Source organism: Shewanella psychrotolerans, from assembly GCF_019457595.1.
GTDB classification, from domain to species: domain Bacteria; phylum Pseudomonadota; class Gammaproteobacteria; order Enterobacterales; family Shewanellaceae; genus Shewanella; species Shewanella psychrotolerans.
In genome coordinates this window covers 4,206,824-4,225,757 of record NZ_CP080419.1, presented here as the reverse complement: position 1 = coordinate 4,225,757, position 18,934 = coordinate 4,206,824, and the positions used below count along the sequence as shown (strand labels likewise).

The window sequence follows — 18,934 nt, the reverse complement described above, 5'->3', positions numbered from 1 at the left end:
ACTTCGTTAGTTGTTGTGATTAATATAAAGCTTAAAAGCTGAACATAAGTCATGCATATCATTAAAAAATGCATGTTATAGTGACAACAACTTCAGACCAAATAACAACAATATTGGCTGAGGGGTTCACAAAGGGGTTAAATATGATTGATACGTCCATACCGTTGGTGGATCTTCATCGTCATCTTGATGGTAACGTCAGGGTTAAGACGATTTGGGAATTAGGCCATCAACATAATATTGCGTTGCCGTCCGATACGTTGGAAGGTCTAGCGCCTTTTGTTCAAATCCAAGGTAAAGAGTCCAGTCTCGTTGCATTTTTAAAGAAACTAGATTGGATGGTTGCCGTGTTAGCCGATCTCGATGCTGTTAAACGTGTTGCTTATGAAAATGTTGCTGATGCGGCATTATCTGGGCTTGATTATGCCGAGCTGCGCTTTAGTCCATATTATATGGCAATGAACCATAAGTTACCGCTTGAAGCTGTTGTTGAAGCTGTAATTGATGGCGTTAAGGCGGGTGTCAAAGAGCATGATGTTAAAATCAATTTGATAGGCATTATGTCACGCTCATTCGGGCAAGATGCTTGTATGCAAGAGGTCGATGCACTGCTTGCACATAAACAGCATCTGGTGGCCATGGATCTTGCTGGTGATGAAATAGGCTTTCCTGGCGCCTTATTTAATGACCATTTCAAAAAAGTACGAGACGCAAGTTTAGCGATTACCGCTCATGCTGGTGAAGCCGCTGGCGCAGAAAGTATGTGGCAGGCGATTCAAGAGCTAGGTGCAACTCGTATTGGTCATGGTGTCAATGCAGTACATGATCCAAAGCTAATGGAATACTTAGCTAAGCATAAGATTGGTATTGAATCTTGCCCAACCAGTAATTTGCATACGTCTACTGTTGCTAATTATCAAGAACATCCACTGCGTACCTTTATGGATGCTGGGGTGTTAATTGGACTCAATACCGATGATCCTGGTGTCAGTGCGATTGATATCGAGCATGAGTATCGGGTAGTGAAGGCTGAGATGGGGCTTACCGATGCTGAGTTAGCTATATTGCAGCGCAATGGCGTCGAAATGGCATTCTTGTCAGATAGCGAACGTAAAGCGCTATATGCGTCAAAAACCTAGTTTGTAGATAGTCGATTGTCATATTCAGTCCTATATGTGTACACACATTTCAGGACAGAGCTAATAAAAAAGCCGATGAATTATCATCGGCTTTTTTTATGGCTTAGTTTGGCCTCAAAACAGGCTAAACCTATCTGTAATCAGCGTTGCCATTAGATCACGCGAGAGAACTGTTGCTGACGCGCCTTATCACGGTAATAAACGTCAAAACAGATACAGATATTACGGATTAATAGGCGGCCGGTATCACTAACGGTGATCTTTCTATCGGTAATATCAACCAGTTTATCGTCGATGAATGTTTGCAGTAGTTTGAGGTCTTCTGCAAAATATTCTTCAAAATTGATACCCAGTTGTTGTTCAATCGAGGCCATATCTAGGTCGAAATGACAGATAAGCTGCTTAATGACGACGCGACGAATCTCATCGTCACGGTTTAGCTTACAACCTTTCCAAAGTGCGTGGCCTGATGCATCGACAGATTCATAGTAAGGACGAATATCTTTTTGATTCTGCGCGTAGCAATCACCAATCTGACTAATCGATGAAACGCCTAGACCTAGTAGATCGCACTCTTCTTGAGTTGTATAACCTTGGAAGTTGCGGTGCAGACGTCCTTCATTTTGTAATATCGATAGCTCGTCATCAGGCTTAGCAAAGTGATCCATACCGATATATTGGTAGCCTGCGCCAGTTAAGGTTTCGATAGTTTGGTGCAACATCTCCAGCTTTTGTTGTGGAGAAGCGAGATCTTCATCTTTAATCTTACGCTGTGCGGCAAAGCGAGCTGGCAAGTGAGCATAGTTAAAAACGGATAGGCGGTCCGGATCGAGATCTAAAACTCGTTGCATGGTTTCTGCAAAGGTTTCTGGTGTCTGATGTGGTAGACCGTAAATTAAATCAATGTTGGTCGAGACAAATCCCATCTCTTTGGCTTTTGCCATAAGGTCGAAAATAAACTGTTCATCTTGCTCGCGGTTTACCGCAATCTGAACTTTTTTATTAAAGTCCTGCACACCAATAGAGATACGATTAAAGCCCGCCTCTTTGAGCGTATCAAGCATAGATAGCTCGATTTCACGCGGGTCGACTTCAATTGAGTATTCGCCTTCATCGGCAATATTGAAGTGCTCGCGAAGGAGTGCGGATAGTCTCAGGATCTGTTCAGGGCTTAGGAAGGTCGGTGTACCGCCACCCCAATGGATCTGTGTGACTAAATAATTTTTAAATAGCGGTGCACGTTTTACAATTTCTGCAGCTAGATATTCAATGTACTGATCGGCTTTATGCGAATGACGGGTGATCACCTTATTACAGCCGCAGTAGTAGCAAAGCTTGGCACAAAACGGAATGTGTAAGTACAGCGAGAGCTTATCGCTTTTACTATTTTTTATAGAAGTAAGTAGATCGTCTTCGGTGAAAGAGTCGTCAAATTCTAAAGCGGTCGGATAAGAAGTGTAACGGGGACCGCTATAATTATACTTTTCGATCATTGACTGATCCCAACTAATTTGGGTGGGCTGCTTCAAGGCGTGTCCTCCGAAGGTGGTAAATTAGCAACTAGCGAAGTATGCAATGTTCTTGAGTGAATAACATTGATCCAGGTTGCAAATTAGCATTGCAATTTATGTTAGCGAGTGAATATCCTTGAATTTAGTTCTAATGTCTGTGGTGTAAGTAAAATTTTGTGCGCAGACTCACGCTCAGTGTTAGCTGCGTTGCTGTATCTAGTTGTTAGAATGCGCGATGAGCTTTGCTTCACCGATCCATTAATCGAATTCAATTTTTATTTGGCAATTATTGCGTTGGGCTCTATATATCACTTGGTATTAACTAGTATAAGCTGAGTAATCTTCTACAATTTTCTGAGCTTCGAGATTGATCTCGACCTCTAACGCTGCTTCGGATTTCATTCTGAGCAAATCTAACTTCATGCGTTGCTGTTTCTCCAATGTTTTTCGCTGTTCCATAATCGGGTGTGTTTTTATCACCTCAAAATGTTGAAACAGTGATGGATAGCGCGGTACTACTTGCTCTGTTTGACCGAGGATCTCGAACAATTTGCCGATGCGCATCACTCCTTCAGATAGCTCGCATCTCTCCTCTAGCATCGCTGCTGCAATATAATGAATATTGCCGAGCAATTCATGTTCTCGCGCTTGTGTTGCTACTTGCTGGGCAGCTTGTTGGGCTTTTAACTGTTGGGTTTGTTGTTTTAACTTTATCAGTAAGCTGGCAGCGTAGGCTGCGAGTCCCAAAATAACTAAGGCTCCGATAATAATGAGATAGGTTGTCATAATGCGATCCTGATAATGATAGGTAATACTGGTTGGTATAAAGGCTCAATATAGAAATGGCACCGAATTGGGTGCCATTATATGTGAGTAGCGTTAACTCTAATCTCGATTTTGATAGTCTTTAAGCAGATCTGCACCAGATTCGAATTTATCCAGCAGGTCGTCATCAGAGCTTACTGTGGTTTTCATCACGTGCTCTAAGTCATCTTCTTCGGAGATGCCAAGACGTTCCATCAAGCGCTCGATTTCAGTCAGCTGCTTCTCTAACCAAGTTTGATCTGCGGTATTGAGTGTTTTGCCTTCTTCCAGCATATCGAGTAGTGAGTTTAGACGTGGATCATCTTCCAATTTAAGCAGCTTCTGTTCGTCACTCATTTTCGGTGCTTTAGGCTTACTCTCTACTGGCTTCGCTTTCGGAAGATCGAGTGCTACAGGCTTTTTGCTTCCGTGACGAGGATCTTTCGCTTTTGCCGTTCCAGCTTGAGCCTGTTGGATCTGCTTTTCGTTGTGACGACTGCCCGCTTTGTTACCCGCATTTTGCTTTTTACCTGCGACGACTCGCTCTTCTTTCTTTGTTCTTGGTTGTCGTTTAGGCGCATTCTCATTGATTTTGCGCGTTTTTTTACGGGACATAGCAATAATCTCAACTACAAAAATATCGTGAACTTATCTTACATCTGATTAGATAAGTGAACTTGGGTCGCGTGTTATATCAGATTTTGATGGTTTTTGCACCAAAATGAGATCGTTTGACGCGAATAATAGCGTAAAGTGAGCTTGTTTTGCTAGAAATTGAAACGTGGCTCGCTGATAAAAACTCACATGGGTCAAATTATTTTTATGGTGCCATTTCGCGAAGCCATTTAACTCAGTAATGAGCTGAGTATTAATTGCTATCCATCCTCCAGGTTTTAAGAGTGAGCAGAGTAAATGCCATTCTCGACTAGGGAAGCGAAAATGTTCAAATACTTTGTAACAACAGATGAAATCATATTGCTGCCTTAGCAATTGATGATCGGGCGCGAAAAAAGGGTCATATTGATGCAGTTGATGTCCCTTGTTTATAAGGACATCTACGACAGAATCAGCGACAACTCTCCCGAAATTGAGTCCAACTAAATGCTGCTTACTTAGTTGTTCAAGTTGAGTCACTAAACTTAAGATCAGCTGCTGCATGGGTTTGTGTTTATTGTTTGCCGTTTGGTACTTTTTTAGTTCTGCATCGGGCGGCAGATGCGAACTCGCATCTGCAAATAATAGCATGCAGGTTTTACAACGGTGGATAGCGCGTTTTCTATCTTGGTAAAAAGGAGTGGTTTTATCGCTGCTACACAAGGGGCATCTGCGCATGAATGACAAATAACTCTCTAAGGTTGTTTGGTTAGTCTACATCTTGCAATAAAAAAAGGCGACAGTGTGACTGTCGCCTTCCAAAAAGTACCAAAAGTACTCAATTCTGATTCCAAGTTTCCTTACTTGCTAAGCGACTTTCCCGGTCGGATTCCATCTTATTTTTTAGTCAGCTATCCATGCATGGTTTTTTAGTTTTCGGTCTTCCAGACGCTTTTTTATTCCCTGTCGCCTTCCTGACCACAGCTTCCGTAGATGGTCTCAATGACACATCACTATCCACATCGTCATCTATGACGCCAAATAAACCATCCTTGTCGTTTTTACTTATTGGTTCAGCAATAATCAGCGTTTAACTGTTCTCTGAACTGTAAGGAGAGTGCTATGTAGCGCATTGGCCTTCCAAACCAATATCCTTACCAAATAGTTTATGACCAGACTTCAAATATGAAGTACTACTCTTATTATTTTTAGTGAGTGGTCCAAGTATTATTGTTTTTATGAGTTAGCTTTATTCTTATATCTTAAATGAGTTTTTAATACCGAAATCTGTTTAATATTATTAGATAAACTTTGTATAAACAGTTGGGTTCACCTCGGTACGGGCACAATTAAACCTAAATATGTGATCTATGTCAAGCAACCATTTTTTACAGCTTACGTAAGCGTAAACTTAGGCGGCTATAAAAGGGTGATAAAAACCACCCTTTTATTACAAGCTAAGAAATTACTTAATGCTTGAAATATATTTAGATAATGCTTCGATATCTTCGCTCGTTAGCTTTTTAGCAACATCTTGCATCATGCCATTTAAGTCGTTGTTACGAGTTGTATCGTGAAACTTATTAAGCTGTATTTTGATGTAATTTGCATGTTGTCCGGCAATCGCTGGAAAGCCTGCAGCTTCAGAACCTTTACCATTTGGACCGTGACAAGCAATACATGCCGTGATGCCGCGTACCATATCACCACCTTTGTACAACTGTTCACCGTGGGCTGGTACATCTTTTACTTCACTTACTGTTTGCGTTTGTGAAGAGAAATAAGCGGCCAAGTCGTCGATATCTTGATCGCTCAATCCTGCAGCCATTGGGCTCATCATTGGATCATTCCGACCTTCTTTACCGCCAGTATGTGCGGCTTGACGTAAATCGTGCAGTTGCTTATTCAAGTAAGATTCTTGCTGTCCAGCAAGCTTTGGGTACATGTCTATCATGCTGTTACCATCAACACCGTGACAGGCAGAACAAAGCATAGATTTATTTTTTCCCGCTTCAGCATCACCAGCAGCGATAGCTGGAGTTGATAATGTGGCTAAAATTGATAGCGCAATAGCTAACTTTTTCATGGCGTTCCAACTTTTAGTTAAATTTTTTGTCCTGAGCTTACGAGAGTGACCTGCAAGCGTGATAAAATATGATTTATGTGATCGGAGTAATATTTTACACGAAATTGTGCAAATGTAAGCAACTCTTCGATATTTAAACTAAAGAATGAACAAATTTTGGAGTGGGTAGTGACTGATTCTCGTATCGATTTTCGGCAAGCTAAGTTTTTAATCAGTGCACCTGATATAGCACATCTTAATGAGCACTTGCCTGGTGACGTTGGGGTGGAGATTGCTTTCGCTGGGCGATCGAATGCTGGTAAGTCTAGTGCATTAAACCAGCTCACAGAGCAAAAGAGCTTGGCGCGTACCAGTAAAACTCCAGGGCGAACTCAATTAATTAACGTATTCGCGCTAGATGAGAATCGGCGCTTAGTCGATTTGCCTGGTTACGGTTTTGCTCAGGTGCCGCTAGCATTGAAGAAAAAGTGGCAGCAAGCATTAGGTCAGTACCTCCAAGAGCGAGAATGTTTAAGTGGCTTAGTGGTCTTAATGGATATTCGTCATCCGTTAAAAGATCTCGATATGCAGATGATTGAGTGGGCTGTCGATAGCCAGATTCCAGTGCTAGCCTTATTAACGAAGTGTGATAAGTTGGCTCAAAGTGCGCGTATGAAAATGGTTAATGAAGTTCGTAAAGCGCTTGCTGATTTCGGTGATGCAGTTAAGGTTGAACCGTTTTCTTCGCTAAAAGGTACCGGGAAACCTAAGGTTTTGGGTATTTTGAACGAATGGTGTCATCCTGACTGGTTGGTTGAAGCATTGGCTGAGGCTGATGAAGACTAAAATTGGCGTTGTAATATCGAGACAATAACCAAACGCTTCCTTTGTGAAGCGTTTTTTTGGGTCGGAAGGGAGCGTCGTAATGAGTTTGTTGATGAGTAAAAAACGGCAAAAAAAACCGACGGTATTAACCATCGGTGAATCAATTAGCTCTTTTGGAGAGAAGCTAAATTCAACAAGACTCAAGTTCCATCGACAAGCGATGGCTCTTAATAGTGATAGCATATCGCGAATTAGCATTAAGTTAAAGTATTTGCTCTAAAATAAAGTTTGGACGAAAAAAAGCCCCAGCAAACGAGTTGCTGGGGCGCCATAATTTGGCTGTTCACTTTAAAGTGAAATAAAAAGGTCTGAAAGATAGAACATCTTAACCTCTGTACCCTACGCAGAGAATGATAATGCATTGGTCGTAATATGGGAAACTGTTTTTCATTAAAGGGGGCAATAATGTGAGCGACATCTAAAAATTTGTTCACTTAATCAACATGTTTTTGAGTGATAACTTTCATTTTTGATCTAATAAATAACTTTCTAGCTATTTATTGGCACAAAAGTGAAAACTAATTACTTTTTCGATGGTTGACTCATCCATTTGGCGTAAAGTTGATGGATGGAACGCCGATAATAGTGAAAACCAGCGTTTAGCATACAGAACATCATTGCTGTCATTGCTGTCATTGCTGCAATAAAAAGCCTCACACGAGGTGAGGCTAAATAGATTATTGGGCGTATTACTTATGCAATGTCACTGGAATTAATGTGCTTGTTCCCAATTGTCGCCAATTCCCGCTTCCGCAAGCAGTTCGACGTCAAGATTGGCGGCTTTTGCCATGAGTTCACACACTTTGTTCTTTAGGGTTTCAGCTTTATCGCTATCGACTTCAAAGACCAATTCATCATGTACCTGCATGATCATGGTTATCTCTCCATCGGTGTTATTGGCAATCCAATTAGCGACATCGATCATCGCCTTTTTAATGATATCTGCAGCCGTACCTTGCATCGGAGCATTAATTGCTGCGCGTTCAGCGGCCTGGCGGCGCATCGCATTTCTGTCTTTAATTGCTGGTAGATATAGTCTACGGCCAAATAGTGTTGATACATAACCCTGCTCAGCTGCAGCCGCACGTGTATCTTCCATGTATTCAAGTACGCCCGGATAGCGCTTGAAATAGATATCGATATATTTTTGTGCTTCTGCTCGAGGAATGTCGAGTTGGCGGGCTAATCCAAATGCTGACATACCATAAATAAGGCCGAAGTTAACCGCTTTAGCGCGGCGGCGCTGCTCGGTGCTCACCTCGTTAAAGTCGACATCGAAGACTTCTGCGGCGGTAGCACGATGGATATCTTTGCCTTCGGCAAATGCGCTTAATAGCCCCTTGTCTTGAGACAAATGGGCCATAATGCGTAATTCAATTTGAGAGTAATCGGCAGCGAGAATTTTCCGTCCTTCATTTGCAATAAATGCATGACGAATACGACGCCCCTCTTCGGTACGAATTGGGATGTTTTGCAGGTTTGGTTCGCTCGATGATAGTCGTCCCGTCGCCGCGTTTGCTTGATGATAACTGGTGTGTACTCTGCCTGTATTAGCATCTACCATTAGAGGCAGTTTGTCAGTGTAGGTGCTCTTTAATTTCGATAAGCTTCTATGTTCTAACAAGATCTTGGGTAGCGGATAATCAAGTGCGAGTTCGACTAATACTTCTTCGGCTGTAGATGGCGCACCTTTTGGGGTCTTCTTAATGACGGGATAACCCAGTTTTTCAAAAAACAGGGTTTGAAGCTGCTTCGTTGAACTGAGATTAAATTTCTCTCCAGCGATCTCGTAGGCTTTGTTTTCAAGTTCATCTATTTTCCGCGCCAGCTGTTCGCTTTGTTGGCCAAGTAGCATGCCATCGATTAATACGCCTTGACGTTCAATCTGGGACAGTATGGTAAGCAGCGGTAGTTCAATCTCGCTAAACACCTTGGCCAGATCGTCGGCTTTCTCCAATCTTGGCCATAGATGTTGATGTAACCTTAAGGTGATATCGGCATCTTCTGCAGCGTAAGGGGCTGCTGTTTCTAATGGTATTTGATTAAAAGTCAGCTGTTTAGCGCCTTTTCCCGCGATCTCCTCGAAGCTGATATTCTTGTGACCTAAGTATTTAAGCGCTAAGTCATCCATATTGTGCTTTGAAGCCACAGAGTTGAAGACATAGGATTCGAGCATAGTGTCAAACGCAACCCCACGAAGGGTGATGCCAACATTAGCTAAGATACTCATATCATACTTTAAGTTTTGGCCCACTTTTTTAATGTTAGCATCTTCAAGTAGTGGTTTGAGCTTGGCTAACACTAGCGCCATATCTAGTTGTTCTGGAGCGTCAGGGTAATCATGGCCTAAAGGCAGATAGGCTGCTTTACCTGGTTCAACTGCAAACGAGAGCCCGACAAGCTTGGCTTGCATGTAGTTTAAGCTGGTTGTTTCTGTATCGAGTGCGAATAAATCAGCGTTAGAAAGAGTGTTAATCCATTCGTCTAGTGCTTGCCAGCTTAAAATAGTGCTGTATTCAGTGTCGATATTTTGCGGAATTGGCGCGCTATCTTCTTCATCGGAATCGGTTGAGGTGATGCTGTTGGCGCCTTTGCCATCGAGTACTTCCGCTAGCCAGCGTTTGAACTCCATCTCGCCGTAACATTTGATTAGTTCATCTTGGTCCGCTGGCGCAATGGTAAGCTGGTGCCAATCTTGCTCAAGCTCAACGTCAAGTTTAATGGTAGCAAGTTCATAAGAGAGTTTTAGCATCTCCCCATGTTCGGCTATTTTCGCCGGCATAGTTTTAGAGCCTCTAAAGCCAAGCTCTGGTAATTTGTCTGGATTTGCTAAAATTTGTGCGATACCGCCAAGTCCTTGGAGCATAGCTAACGCCGTTTTTTCTCCTACGCCAGGTAACCCTGGTATGTTATCGGCTTTATCACCTTGCAGTGCGAGTAGGTCGATGATCAATTCTGGGCCAACGCCAAATTTGTCGGTTACTTCATCTGGACCGAGTATGGTATTGGTCATAGTATTGATGAGAGTGATATTGTCATCAACTAGTTGGGCCATATCTTTGTCGCCAGTGCTGATTAGTACTGAGCGGCCTTCTTTACTTGCTTGAGTTGCAATGGTGCCTATCACATCGTCGGCTTCAACGCCTGAGATACACACTAAAGGTAAGCCAAGGGCTCTAATGATACGGTGTAATGGTTCTATTTGAGCACGTAGATCATCTGGCATCGCAGGACGATGAGCTTTGTATTCTGAATACATGTCGTTTCTAAATGTCTTACCCTTTGCATCGAAGACAACGGCCATCTGAGTGGGCTTATATTGTTTTAGCAAACTACGTAGCATATTAATTACACCATAAACTGCACCAGTAGCTTCGCCTTTTGAATTAGTCAGATGAGGTGGTGCATAGTAAGCGCGGTAAAGATATGAAGAACCATCCACAAGTATCAGAGGGTTGTTGGCTATATTCGGCATAATTTTAATTCATTTATCGGAGTTCGATGATGGCGCTAGCATGCCACATCAAGAGGATTTCGGCCACGCAAAATTACTCACTAGGCTGTGGATAAGTCTGTGAGCTAAAATTTTTTCAAAATGTTGGTATCACGACAACGATTAAATACAGTGATTCAAGTTATTGATTTTTATGTTTTTAATTTTTTTTGTGAACTAGGTATTACTTCCAGGTAAAACTTCCTAATTTGTGGACTTTTTATTTTGAATCCATTTTTTCAACTCTTACTTGGCGAATCAGAACTGCCTTGATAAAGTCGATGAACTAACTTAGCACGAAAAACAAACAGATCAAGCGGTTTGTTGTTGCTTTGTTAAAATCATTGGATCTATAAAAGGAGTTTTTAATGAAAAAAATAGCTGTTTTGTTGAGTGGCTCAGGGGTCTTCGATGGAAGCGAACTCCATGAAGCGGTGCTGACCTTGCTGTGTTTAACGCAAGCGGGTGCGAGCTATCAATGCTTTGCCCCAGATATTGAGCAGATGCATGTAGTTAATCACTTAACTGGTGAAGTGAATGTCGATGATAAGCGTAATGTATTAGTAGAGTCTGCAAGGATCGCTCGTGGTGAGATAAAGGCAACGACAGATCTAGAGATCGAAGTGTTTGATGCCTTAGTTATCCCAGGCGGATTTGGTGCTGCCAAGAACTTATGTAATTTTGCGGTGAATGGTAGCGATTGCGATGTGGCCCCTGAAGTTGAAACATTCATCAACGAGTTTATCGAAGCTAAAAAACCTGTTGGTTTCATCTGTATCTCGCCAGTCATGATACCTAAATTATATAAGACAGGTGCTCTGGGGACTATTGGCCATGACAGCGAAACGGCCCATGCATTTAATGTAATGGGTGGTAAGCATGTCGATGCCAATGTTGAGCAAATTGTTGTCGATGAGGCCAATAAACTGGTAAGTACACCTGCTTATATGCTCGCTGAAAATATCGCTCAGGCTCACATTGGCATTGAAAAGCTGGTAAAAAAAGTATTAGAACTTGCCGCTTAACCCTAGAGCTTTGCAAACGGCCTAGGCAGATGCCTAGGTGCGTTTTTTACTGTCGATAAACCCTTGGGTTACACCGACTAAAAGCCCACCAATATGAGCACCGTTAGCGATAGAGAGTCCAAACATATCGGTAAAGCCAAAGACCAGCCAAAGTAACATGAAACCTATATAGGCTGGTGGCAGTCCAATACCTGATTCAGGACGTTTTATACCCATGACCCAAGTGTATCCAACTACGGCATAAACCACTCCTGAGAGTCCACCAAAATTGGGTCCCGCGAGATAATATTGAATTATATTGGGCAAGGTTCCAGCGACTAAGAGTAAGATCAATAACGGCCTTATTCCCAATCGGTTCTCTATTTTGCCACCTAGATACCACCACCAGAGCAAGTTGAAGATAATATGCATGGCTGAAAAGTGGATTAGGCTTGGGGTAAATACTCGCCAAAATTGCTCAAAACCGCTGTTAGGCACAGCGCCAAAAAAAGATAGATGTTCAAACAGGGTGTTGGCAAAGCCAATATTGAAGCCTAAAAAGATGACGCTGCAAATGGCGATGATCGCTAAGGTTAACGGGCCTGCACCAGAGATAAATTGGGTAAATAGTTGTAGACTCGGCGCTCCGTAATCGAATTTAGTGCCTGCACTGCCATTATCCCAAGATGCCTTCAGGTATTTCTCATCATAGGGATTTTGAATGAACTGTTCATATTCGGTTTTGGCTGTCGAGTAGTCTGTTTCCTGCATTACCGAAATAACAACACCTTGCTCAGTAGGAGTGAGCTGGCAATAGATGCCTTGACCCTTAAGGTAGTCGATTAACGCCTGAGCAGCTCGAGCATTAGGTAAGTGACCAATTTCCAGCATTTAGCACTCCTCGTAGAGGTTAGTTGGCATCGCGCCAAGCTTGAAAGCCTCCATCTAGGCTATAGACGTCATCAAAACCTTGTTCATTTAGGTATTGTGCGGCATTTTGACTGCTGATGCCATGGTAGCAAACCACCACCAATGGTTTATCCATATCGGCATCGCCAATGAAGGCGGCAAGATTTTCGTTCGTTAAGTTAGTCGAATGAGGAATGTGTCCCGCTTCGAAACTAGCTGTATCACGAATATCGACAACTTGCAGTTGGCTATTTTCTTGCTGCAGATGGATGAGTTGATTAACACTAAGGTGTTGAAAGGCTGACATAGTAAATCCGTAAAAATAGAGACTTTAAGGGAGTGTGCAATATGAAGCTGCAGCTGTACAGCTTCATATTGCTATCTAGTATCCGATTAATCCCAGCTTAGGATCACCTTACCTGATTGGCCTGAGCGCATAGCGTCAAAACCTGCTTGGAAATCATCGACTTTAAAGTGGTGAGTGATAATAGGAGAGATATCAAGGCCAGATTGAATAAGGCTTGCCATCTTGTACCAAGTTTCAAACATCTCACGGCCATAGATACCTTTGATGATTAATCCTTTAAAGATCACCTTGCTCCAGTCAATCGCCATTTCACCGTCAGGGATCCCTAGCATTGCAACTTTACCACCATGGTTCATGGTATCTAACATTGAATGGAATGCCGCAGGGACACCAGACATTTCAAGACCAACATCGAATCCTTCTGTCATCCCTAAATCTTGCATGACATCTTCAAGTTTTTCTTTGGCGACATTGACGGCTCGAGTGGCGCCCATTTTCTTCGCAAGTTCTAGGCGGTATTCGTTTACATCCGTTATCACTACGTGACGCGCGCCGACATGTCGGCATACTGCTGCCGCCATTATACCGATGGGACCCGCTCCCGTGATCAGCACATCTTCACCAACAAGATCAAATGATAGGGCGGTATGCACCGCGTTACCAAATGGGTCGAAGATAGACGCTAAGTCGTCAGAGATGTCATCAGGGATCTTAAAGGCGTTAAATGCAGGGATCACCAGATATTCGGCGAATGCACCTTCACGATTAACCCCAACACCTGAGGTGTTACGGCAAAGATGGGTGCGGCCTGCTCGGCAATTACGGCAGTGTCCACAGGTAATATGGCCTTCACCAGAAACACGATCGCCAATGGCAAAGCCACGGACCTCTTGGCCTATTTCAACGACTTCACCTACATATTCATGGCCAACAACCATAGGAACGGGAATGGTATTTTGCGACCACTCATCCCAGTTATAGATATGGACATCGGTACCGCAGATAGCCGTTTTACGAATTTTGATTAACAGATCGTTATGGCCAACTTCAGGTTTTGGCGCATCAACCATCCAGATGCCTTCTTCAGGCTTTAATTTACTTAACGCTTTCATCATTGAGTCCTAAATTATGCCCATCTCTTTAGCGATACGGGTAAAGGCATCGATAGCACGATCTAACTGCTCGCGGGTGTGGGCGGCAGACATTTGAGTACGAATACGGGCCTGACCTTTTGGTACTACAGGGAAAGAGAAGCCAATAACATAGATATTCTCTTCGAGTAGACGATTGGCAAAATCACCAGCGAGCTTAGCATCACCAATCATCACAGGGATGATTGCATGATCCGCACCGCCTAGGGTAAAGCCTGCTTCGGTCATTTTTTCACGGAAGTAACGGCTGTTTTCCCAAACGGCTTCACGCAGTGCTTGGCCAGATTTGAGCATCTCAAGTACATGGATTGATGCTGTTACGATTGATGGCGCTAATGAATTAGAAAACAGATAAGGACGAGAGCGTTGACGCAACCAGTCAATCACCTCTTTCTTAGCAGAAGTAAATCCACCCGATGCACCGCCTAACGCCTTACCTAAAGTACCGGTAATGATGTCGACTCTATCCATCACGTCACAGTATTCGTGGGTACCGCGGCCATTTTGACCGATAAAGCCCACAGCATGTGAATCATCAACCATGACGAGTGCACCGTACTTGTCAGCAAGGTCGCACACGCCTTTAAGATTCGCGATAACGCCGTCCATTGAAAACACGCCGTCCGTGGCGATAAGGATATGACGTGCGCCAGCCTCTTTCGCCGCTTTGAGTTGGGTTTCTAAATCGGCCATATCGTTGTTGGCATAGCGGAAACGCTTAGCTTTACATAGACGAACACCATCGATGATTGAGGCGTGGTTTAGTGCATCTGAGATGATGGCATCTTCTGCGCCTAGCAGCGTTTCGAAAAGCCCAGCGTTAGCGTCAAAGCAAGAGGAGTACAGAATAGTATCTTCCATCCCTAAAAATTCACTCAGGCTGGCTTCAAGTTGCTTGTGAATATCTTGGGTGCCGCAAATAAAACGCACCGATGCCATGCCAAATCCATGGTCACTTAGCCCTTGCTGCGCTGCAGAGATGAGTTCAGGGTGGTTGGCGAGGCCAAGATAGTTGTTAGCACAGAAGTTCATTACTTCGGTACCGTTGACTTCAATTTCGGTTTGCTGAGGAGAGGCAATAACGCGCTCACTTTTATATAAGCCTTCCGCTTTTACTTCAGCAAGCTGCTGATTAATTTGATCGTAGAATGAGGTTGTTGCCACCTGTTATCTCCTTCTTTCATTTGATTTTATTTTTATCATTTATATTTCATCGACCGTACTGACTTAAATAAAGGGCAATGGGCAAAATGTATAAGTTAGGGATTTTTTTAGTTCGCATTACTGCTTACAGGATCTTAGAGTTCACCAAGTGACGGAATAACCAAAAAGTGAGTGTAGTCCAATTTCACTCTCATTTTCTGCTACATCTATAAGCGTTAACCGCTATCTAGGTACTGCTTGCATCGCTTGCTCTAAGCTATAGGTTGGGCGAATTCTACCCTTAAACAAGTCTAGTGCGACAATCTTTTTTTTAGCTATTAACTAAGATAGTGCTAGTGCTACTTTCGCATAACAAAAAATAATGTGAAATATCACAAAAAGCGTTCCTAAAAGATTGTGGGTATTCAACGATGTTTCATTGTGTATTGACGAGTAGGGTAAAAAACAAAGGGTCCATTTGGACCCTTTGGTTAGTCTTCTTGTTCATTTTTAGCGAGCGCTTGGTAATGTTGCTCCAGACGTAAAAATGTAGGCCTTGAGCTTTCTGTCGCATAGGCCTTAAAAATCATTAGGACTCTAAGTAAGCCCTCATATAGCGAGGTTTTAGTAATTTTTGTTGTGGCAGAATGTGTTAAACGGTTGCTAATCCAAAAGCAGGCCACCATACGAATGGTATCGGCGAGCGGCGTTATTTCATTATCATCAATCACTAACACGCCATCTTGTTTTAACTTAGACAAGATACTGGTTGCGCGAGTTAAAAAGCGCTGTTGAGTTTCGGTATATAGTCGGTTTAGCTCTTCATCTCTGCCAAGTATGATCACTAGATTGGAGTACATAAAACGGAATTGCCACAAGGTATAAAATAGGGCATCGAAATAGCCGATGAGCAGATCCACATCAACCTCTTCTCCCTCATAAGGCTGGAAACCCGATTCCAGATGCTGTGCATAGAGGGTGAAAATTGAGCGAATAATGTCTTCTTTATTGCGAAAATGGTAGTAGAGGTTGCCCGGACTAATCCCAAGGTGCGCGGCGATATGATTGGTGGTAATGCTACGTTCACCATGCTCGTTAAAGAGTGCCAGGCTGGTATGTATAATTTTGTCGCGGGTTTTCATGAGGATCCTAAATAGGTCAGTTAAAGGTGTTGTTCAATTATTATTCTGAAGTGGGCTTTAAATTGTTAGTCATTTAATTGTTCAGCACCGTACCGTAACGGAGTCTGAAAAGGTAAACATGCGCTTAACAAAAGTCAATTAGTGGCTAATCAGACCAGTGGCTATCTGGCATCATTCTAGTTGTACGCTTAACGAGGATGTTTGGCAACTTTGAGGCTGCGCTAACATTTGGTCGCGCTCCTCTAGACGGTTAAAGGTCGCGATAGAGGTTGATGTTGCGTGCGCCTTAAAAATCATGAACACTCTAAGCAAGCTTTCATAAAGGCTGAAGGTAAAATGAATGATGTCTTCTTTATTCTTAAAGTGATAGAGATGACCTAGGCTAATAGCCATATATACTGCAAGTAATATGGTTAGTGGTAATACACCGTTCACCTTTTATGTTTAATCGCTCTAGGCTAACGTGGACATATTTTTCGCTGTTTTTCATGCGATTACCGCTGCTTTAAGGTGCGATTTTTTTACCTTAAATTGAAGTTATGCCGGAAATGGGGTTGTTAGCAGATGTGGCGCCCGAAATGTCTCGGTTTACTGTGCTTATGTTAGTATTACGGCAACTAAGCAAACAAAATGCAATCAAGCGTACACTTTTATGAATCGAATCTTATACTCTTCCCTGCTATATCTGCTTTCTCCTTTGTTGGTGCTTTATTTAGCTATGCGAGCGATTAAAAGCCCCAGTTATCGAGGGCGTTGGGGGGAACGTTTCGGATTGAGTCGTTTGCAATCAACTGATTTATTGATTCACTCGGTGTCCATGGGGGAGACCTTGGCAGCGATCCCGCTGATCAACAAACTCATGGAGAAGTACCCGCAGCTTAGCGTAACGGTCACTACGACAAGTCCGACGGGCTCCGCTGAAGTGACTAAAGCTTTTGGCGAACGGGTGCAGCACTGTTATCTGCCTTTTGATATTTCTTGGTGCGTAGCGCGTTTTATTAAGCAAGTGCAGCCCAAGCAATGCATCATTATGGAAACAGAGCTTTGGCCCAACCTTATTTATCAAGCTAAACGCCGTGGTATTAAATTAATGTTAGCCAATGCTCGCTTATCTGAAAAATCGGCTAAGCAATACCTGCAGCGCCCTAAATTGTCGACGCCGATGTTGCAGGCTTTAGATGTCATCGCTGCGCAGTCTCATCAAGCGGCTAAGCGTTTCATCGCGTTAGGTGTTGAGCCTGATAAAGTGAAAGTGTGCGGCAGTCTTAAGTTCGATCTCTCAATAGGGCAACAACATATCGATAAAGCAGCCCTATTACGTAGTCAATGGCAGCGAGTCGATACCCCTGTTTGGGTGGCTGGCAGCGTACACCCCGGTGAGTTCGATATCATCTTGGCTAGCCATAAAAATCTGTTGATTCGCTTTCCTGAAGCGCTATTGATTATGGTGCCAAGACATCCCGAGCAGTTCGATGTGGCAGCGAATCGGATTAAGGCTGCTGGATTTAATTTCGCTCGCCGTAGCAAAGGTGATGAAGTCAGCATAAATACCCAAGTGTTACTTGGCGATACCATGGGTGAACTACTTAGCTTCTATGCTGCAGCGGATCAAGCGTTTGTTGGCGGTACGCTTATCACTAACGGAGGCCATAATCCATTAGAGCCAGCAGCACTCGGGTTACCTGTTTACGTGGGGCCTAACCATCGGGACTTTGCCGAAATTACTCAGATGCTCGAACAGGCTGGAGCCCTGAGTGTTGTCGAGTCCTCTGATGATCTAGTGCTACAGCTGGTGGATAAGTTTGATGATAATGTGGCATATCTAAAGACCAGGCAGGCTGGCCTCAAGGTAGTTGCAGAGAATAAAGGGGCATTAGCAGAGCAATTTAAAATCGCATCTCGTTTAATCGAGCAATGATATTCGGTTGTTTATTGCCCAGTCGTTACACTAGTTGCATAAATCAAATAATGAGCTTACCTGCTGGTCGTCTGTTAAGGCGTGATAGCGAGCGATTGCAATCACATTTACGATTTAGCATAACCCGCTAACAGTTGTTGCCAGTTTTGCTCGCTGAAATGCAGCTTAGGTAACTTGCCTTTCTCTTTGTTAAACGAGCGTAACAGCCGTTCTAGGTTGGCTTGTTGCCACTTGGGTGACGGTTTGCGTAGCTCGCCACGGTCGAAATCAATAAGCGTAAAACTGTCACTGCTCACTAAGATATTTTTTGCATTGAGATCAGCATGGTATACACCACGCTGGTGGAATTTGGCGATAAGCGCGCCTAGCGTTTGCCATTGATGTTCATTCAGTGGTGATTTAGATAGTTGCGCCACGAGATCTTGCGCGCCTTCGACACGTTCAATAATGATATCACCACGATAATGCATACCGCTACGCTGCACCTGAGCAGCGACGGGTTTAGGGACTGCAAACCCTTCATTAAAGAGTTGTTCCAGCAGTTTTAGCTCGGCAAAAGCTCGTGTGCGTTTAAGGCCGGTATAGAGATAGGCATCGCGACTGAGCTTTTCCATCATCCCACCACGATAGTAGTGACGTAGTACCCACTGAACTTTGGTATTCGCAGTAATAGGCTGTGGATCGACAAACCAAGTGGTATAGCGCCCCTTTGACGAACCCGTGATCCCACCAAGATCTTGCCAATAATCTACGGTAAACCAATCGGGCGTGATCGGTTTAAGTTCTGGCTGGCAAAAGGCGATATGGCCTGCATCGGTTCGTTTTATGTGCATAAATTACTGGGTTTCATTGGTGGTCTGAAGCAATAG

At 43.3% G+C, this 18,934-nt stretch carries 17 protein-coding genes; 4 read left to right on the top strand and 13 right to left on the bottom strand.

From position 1 onward, the window contains the following. The first annotated feature begins 143 nt into the window (after positions 1-143). Entirely contained in the window at positions 144-1,139 is a 996-nt protein-coding gene (gene add / locus K0I62_RS18525) for an adenosine deaminase (protein ID WP_220069482.1), read from the top strand. A 152-nt stretch (positions 1,140-1,291) separates the two neighbouring features. Here add and hemN read toward each other — a convergent pair whose 3' ends face one another. The 5 genes from hemN to K0I62_RS18500 form a co-directional block, all read right to left on the bottom strand. Next, positions 1,292-2,668: an oxygen-independent coproporphyrinogen III oxidase gene (gene hemN, locus K0I62_RS18520; protein WP_258405046.1), complete on the bottom strand. Its 1,377-nt coding sequence runs from the start codon at positions 2,666-2,668 to the stop codon at positions 1,292-1,294. 300 nt (positions 2,669-2,968) lie between these two features. Further along, a complete protein-coding gene (locus tag K0I62_RS18515) occupies positions 2,969-3,436 on the bottom strand; it encodes a DUF2489 domain-containing protein (protein WP_220069480.1) in 468 nt (155 codons plus the stop codon). A 99-nt stretch (positions 3,437-3,535) separates the two neighbouring features. Continuing rightward, the gene (yihI, locus tag K0I62_RS18510; protein WP_220069479.1) at positions 3,536-4,069 is read right to left on the bottom strand and encodes a Der GTPase-activating protein YihI; all 534 of its coding nucleotides are present in this window, start codon (positions 4,067-4,069) and stop codon (positions 3,536-3,538) included. Positions 4,070-4,117: 48 nt separating this feature from the next. Then, positions 4,118-4,786, bottom strand: a complete 669-nt coding sequence (locus K0I62_RS18505; protein ID WP_220069478.1) for a methyltransferase domain-containing protein — start codon at positions 4,784-4,786, stop codon at positions 4,118-4,120. Positions 4,787-5,513: 727 nt separating this feature from the next. Continuing rightward, the gene (locus tag K0I62_RS18500) at positions 5,514-6,134 is read right to left on the bottom strand and encodes a c-type cytochrome (RefSeq protein WP_220069477.1); all 621 of its coding nucleotides are present in this window, start codon (positions 6,132-6,134) and stop codon (positions 5,514-5,516) included. A 168-nt stretch (positions 6,135-6,302) separates the two neighbouring features. On the opposite strand from K0I62_RS18500, the gene yihA reads away from it, so the two are divergent. Further along, positions 6,303-6,959 carry a ribosome biogenesis GTP-binding protein YihA/YsxC gene (yihA, locus tag K0I62_RS18495; protein WP_220069476.1) on the top strand — a complete coding sequence of 219 codons (657 nt, stop codon included), beginning with the start codon at positions 6,303-6,305 and terminating at the stop codon, positions 6,957-6,959. A 751-nt stretch (positions 6,960-7,710) separates the two neighbouring features. Here yihA and polA read toward each other — a convergent pair. Further along, entirely contained in the window at positions 7,711-10,473 is a 2,763-nt protein-coding gene (gene polA, locus K0I62_RS18490) for a DNA polymerase I (RefSeq protein ID WP_220069475.1), read from the bottom strand. A 386-nt stretch (positions 10,474-10,859) separates the two neighbouring features. Here polA and elbB point away from each other — a divergent pair, with 386 nt between their 5' ends. Beyond that, complete coding sequence (elbB, locus tag K0I62_RS18485) at positions 10,860-11,516, top strand: isoprenoid biosynthesis glyoxalase ElbB (RefSeq protein ID WP_220069474.1); 657 nt, start codon at positions 10,860-10,862, stop codon at positions 11,514-11,516. 33 nt (positions 11,517-11,549) lie between these two features. Here the strand turns inward: elbB and glpG are convergent, their stop codons facing one another. The 6 genes from glpG to K0I62_RS19350 form a co-directional block, all read right to left on the bottom strand. Beyond that, a complete protein-coding gene (gene glpG / locus K0I62_RS18480) occupies positions 11,550-12,386 on the bottom strand; it encodes a rhomboid family intramembrane serine protease GlpG (RefSeq protein ID WP_220069473.1) in 837 nt (278 codons plus the stop codon). Positions 12,387-12,405: 19 nt separating this feature from the next. Beyond that, entirely contained in the window at positions 12,406-12,711 is a 306-nt protein-coding gene (gene glpE / locus K0I62_RS18475; protein WP_220062454.1) for a thiosulfate sulfurtransferase GlpE, read from the bottom strand. Positions 12,712-12,797: 86 nt separating this feature from the next. After that, positions 12,798-13,823: an L-threonine 3-dehydrogenase gene (gene tdh / locus K0I62_RS18470; RefSeq protein WP_220071458.1), complete on the bottom strand. Its 1,026-nt coding sequence runs from the start codon at positions 13,821-13,823 to the stop codon at positions 12,798-12,800. Positions 13,824-13,832: 9 nt separating this feature from the next. Further along, positions 13,833-15,026 carry a glycine C-acetyltransferase gene (locus tag K0I62_RS18465; protein ID WP_220069472.1) on the bottom strand — a complete coding sequence of 398 codons (1,194 nt, stop codon included), beginning with the start codon at positions 15,024-15,026 and terminating at the stop codon, positions 13,833-13,835. A gap of 470 nt (positions 15,027-15,496) precedes the next feature. Then, positions 15,497-16,147: a TetR/AcrR family transcriptional regulator gene (locus K0I62_RS18460; protein ID WP_220069471.1), complete on the bottom strand. Its 651-nt coding sequence runs from the start codon at positions 16,145-16,147 to the stop codon at positions 15,497-15,499. A 171-nt stretch (positions 16,148-16,318) separates the two neighbouring features. Beyond that, positions 16,319-16,540 carry a hypothetical protein gene (locus K0I62_RS19350; RefSeq protein WP_350354796.1) on the bottom strand — a complete coding sequence of 74 codons (222 nt, stop codon included), beginning with the start codon at positions 16,538-16,540 and terminating at the stop codon, positions 16,319-16,321. A 259-nt stretch (positions 16,541-16,799) separates the two neighbouring features. Between K0I62_RS19350 and waaA the strand changes: the two genes are divergently transcribed. Then, a complete protein-coding gene (waaA, locus tag K0I62_RS18450) occupies positions 16,800-18,065 on the top strand; it encodes a lipid IV(A) 3-deoxy-D-manno-octulosonic acid transferase (protein WP_220069470.1) in 1,266 nt (421 codons plus the stop codon). Between the two features lie 107 nt (positions 18,066-18,172). On the opposite strand, the gene K0I62_RS18445 is transcribed toward waaA, so the two are convergent. Then, on the bottom strand, positions 18,173-18,898 hold the full coding sequence (locus tag K0I62_RS18445) for a 3-deoxy-D-manno-octulosonic acid kinase (protein WP_220069469.1): 726 nt from the start codon (positions 18,896-18,898) through the stop codon (positions 18,173-18,175). Between the last annotated feature and the right edge of the window lie 36 nt (positions 18,899-18,934).